At 63.6% G+C, this 3,069-nt stretch carries 3 protein-coding genes and 1 pseudogene; 2 read left to right on the top strand and 2 right to left on the bottom strand.

Annotation, left to right across the window (positions count from 1 at the left end; all coding sequences use genetic code 11):
- A partial coding sequence (locus EOA24_RS32430) for an FAD-dependent oxidoreductase (protein ID WP_133374723.1) occupies window positions 1-1,366 on the top strand: 1,366 nt, incomplete at its 5' end.
- A 97-nt stretch (window positions 1,367-1,463) separates the two neighbouring features.
- On the opposite strand, the gene EOA24_RS32425 is transcribed toward EOA24_RS32430, so the two are convergent.
- Entirely contained in the window at window positions 1,464-1,898 is a 435-nt protein-coding gene (locus EOA24_RS32425; protein ID WP_126078105.1) for a hypothetical protein, read from the bottom strand.
- A gap of 113 nt (window positions 1,899-2,011) precedes the next feature.
- Complete coding sequence (locus EOA24_RS32420) at window positions 2,012-2,437, bottom strand: SgcJ/EcaC family oxidoreductase (protein WP_126078104.1); 426 nt, start codon at window positions 2,435-2,437, stop codon at window positions 2,012-2,014.
- A gap of 184 nt (window positions 2,438-2,621) precedes the next feature.
- Between EOA24_RS32420 and EOA24_RS32415 the strand changes: the two are divergent.
- A pseudogene (locus tag EOA24_RS32415) lies at window positions 2,622-3,069 on the top strand (septum formation inhibitor MinC); the annotation flags it as partial.

Below are 3,069 nucleotides of genomic sequence, written 5' to 3'. Positions count from 1 at the left end.
TCGCAAGGTGGTGCTTGTGGATCGCGGCCCTCTGCTCGGCGGCATGACTTCCCGCACGACCGCCCATTTGGCGCCCATCTGCGATGACGGTTTGAGCGCTCTGGTTAAGATGCGCGGCGAGGCCCTCGCGCGCGGATTTCAGGAAAGCCAGCAAGCCGCCGTCGACTGTATCGAACAGCATGTCGGCAGGCTGGAGATCGACTGCGACTTCCGGCGGCTGGACGGCTTCCTTTTCCCCGCCGCCTGGATGGATGAGAAAGAGGCCGCCAGAGAATGCAACAAGGAATATGCCGCCGCGGCAAAGATCGGCGTCGCGGTTGAGCATGGCAAGGGTGTAGCGCTCAAGGGCCATGAAAAGGCGCCCATCCTGCGCTATCCGAACCAGGCCACTTTCCATCCGCTGAAATATCTTCGCGCGCTGCTCGCCGATTTCCAGAAGCGAGGCGGCAAGGCATTCACCGATAGCGCCGTCGTCGAAATCGAGGAGGGAACGCAGGTTCGCCTGAAATGCGACGGCGGCTCCACCATCACCGCTTCGAACGCGGTGTTCGCCACCAATTCGCCGATCAACACCTGGGTAAAGATCCATAGCAAGATGGCGCCTTACCGCACCTATGCGATGGCTTTCGACATTGAAAGGGGAATTCTTCCCGACGCGCTCTACTGGGACATGGACGATCCCTATTATTATGTCCGACTCAATCCCGGCCCCAGCGAGACCGACTGTCTCATTGCCGGCGGCCGCGATCACAAATCGGGCGAAGCCGATGACGGCGAGGCTCGCTTTACTGCGCTCGAAGCCTGGATCAGGGCATTGGTGCCCGATCTTGGCAGAGAAAGAGCGAGATGGTCCGGTCAGGTTCTCGATACGATCGACTATTGCGGCTTCATAGGCCGCAGCCCCGGCAACGGCAACGTCTTCATCGCCACCGGCGACTCCGGACAGGGCATGACGCACGGCGCATTGGCCGGACTGCTGATCCGCGATTTGATCGTGGAAGGATCGAACCCCTGGGAAGCCGTGTACGCCCCGGACCGGACGCCGCCCGCAGCCTTTGCGCAATACGTCAATGAGAACCTCACGACGGTGAAGAACCTTGCTGGCTATTTGCTGCCCGGCGAGATCAAATCGGCTGACGATCTCAAGCCTGGTGAAGGCGGCATCCTTCAGGACGGCTTGAGCAAGCTCGCCGTATGTCGCGACTGCGACGGAACGCTGCACCGGCATTCGGCGAGCTGCACGCATCTGGGCTGCATCGTGCATTGGAATTCCACGGAGCAGTGCTGGGATTGCCCCTGCCATGGCTCGCAGTTCTCGCCAGACGGAACCGTCCTCAACGGGCCGGCGATCCGGCCTTTGGCCTAGCCCGGCGGGAGAGGCTTGACCGCTGCAATTCGCCCAATATTCGTCGGTTATAGCGCCCCAGCCACCGGCTCCGATTGTTCTGTTTCGTAGGATTCGCCTATCCCACCCAAACCGAGCACCCGACCTTCTGCCCTGTAGCGCTGTCCCGCACAACCTTCGCATCCACGCGCTGCAAGCCCACCCGGTTGGCCCGCACTTCCTTGCTCGCGAGATAGGCCGGATCGCCCACTTCCCAGTGGTAGCGTGTGTTGGCGGGCGCCCGCGTCCAGGTGAATTTCGAGAGGTAGGCCACCTGTCCTGGCGTGGTGTCGGCGAAGCGGCAGTCGATGGTGGCGGGCATCAGGCCCTTCGCGGCCATCGCGTTGACGACCTTGTCGGCGTCGGCCGTCGCCAGCCATTGGTCGATGCCGCTCGTCTGGTATGCATCTATGCCTGTCGGCTGGTGCGTCATGCATCCTCCCAGCAACATCAGCGCCGCCAGTGCCGTGCCTGCCTTGCCTGCTCGCCTGCAGTCTTCCCGATAAATGCCCATTGCCCGTCTCCTTGTCCCTGAAGAGTGGAAAGTCCCGGGCGGGATGGTGCTCGGCTGCAGATCGCCTGTATATTAGCCGCTTCACATGCGCGACTCGATCGGGCTTGGCCGTTCTATCTGCTTGCGCGGGCAGGGGGAGCGATCGCGCCTGGGACGATGTCGGTGTTCTGGGCCACCTTGATCCGCCATCCAAGCTGTTCCTTCTTCACCACCAGAAGCAGGATGCCTTCCCGCGTTCCGGCGGGCGAGCCGTCCGGGGCGGATGCGCCGGTCAGGGTCCATCTGTAGTGCACCGATCCGAGGCCGGGAGACAGCTCGACGACCGACGCGGCGACACCCTCAAGCCGGCTGTCGCGAAACATGGTCTTGTGAGTCGCGCGGTGCGCCGCTTCGATCTCGGCCCGGTCTTTCCACCACATGCCAACGACATTGACGAAATTGGCGTCCTCGCAAAACAGCGCCGCGAAGTCGTCCATGTCATGCTTGTTCCAGGCATCGGCGAAGGCGGCCGCGGCGTCCTCGGGCTTGCTGATCTCCATGACATGATCTCCCTTGCTTTCCGCCAGGCTGGGGTGAGACGATAGCGGCATCGGCAGGCCCTGTCACCGTGCGGCCACAGAACTTGGCCGCGCCACTTCCTTAACGGCCCTGATCCCCAAAATTAACCTTTTGTTAACCATTCGCCCGGCACCCTTTAACCATTGAGTAAGGATTCGCCTGGACGTGACCTTCGCCGCCCCCCTGCACAACAAATCGATCCGCTTCCGCGCCCGTTCCTTCGTCGCTTTCACGCTGACGCCGGAGGCGCCGATCGCCGACTGGCTGGAGGGGCTGGATCGCTGGATCGCCAACTCGCCGGGCTATTTCAACGGTCGCCCGGTGGTGCTGGATCTCAACCTCCTCCAGCCGGGACCGGAGGAGATCGGCGCGCTGGTCGGCGTGCTCGGCTCGCGCGGCATCCGCGTCTATGCCATCGAGCTGGAAGGCGCCGAGCTCGGGCCTGAGCTGCCGCCGCTCTTGGCCGGCGCCAAGGAGGCGACCGCCGAGGGGCTGCTGGGCCGGGCCGCGCGCAAGGCGCGGGCCGAGGAATTGGAAGTCGTCGCCGGGGAGCAGGCTCAGGCGGCTGGAGAGATCCAGCCGGTCGCGGAGGCGGCGCCTGCCGAGGCTCCGC

This window comes from Mesorhizobium sp. M2A.F.Ca.ET.039.01.1.1 (assembly GCF_003998035.1).
Classification (GTDB): domain Bacteria; phylum Pseudomonadota; class Alphaproteobacteria; order Rhizobiales; family Rhizobiaceae; genus Mesorhizobium.
The sequence above is the reverse complement of the archived record's forward strand: the minus strand, read 5'-3'. Positions and strand labels throughout refer to the sequence as shown.

What these genes read in the sequence shown, in the direction of transcription:
- EOA24_RS32425 (WP_126078105.1), bottom strand. Translation starts at nt 1,898, where the DNA reads ATGGGCATTTATCGGGAAGACTGCAGGCGAGCAGGCAAGGCAGGCACG.
- EOA24_RS32420 (WP_126078104.1), bottom strand. Translation starts at nt 2,437, where the DNA reads ATGGAGATCAGCAAGCCCGAGGACGCCGCGGCCGCCTTCGCCGATGCC.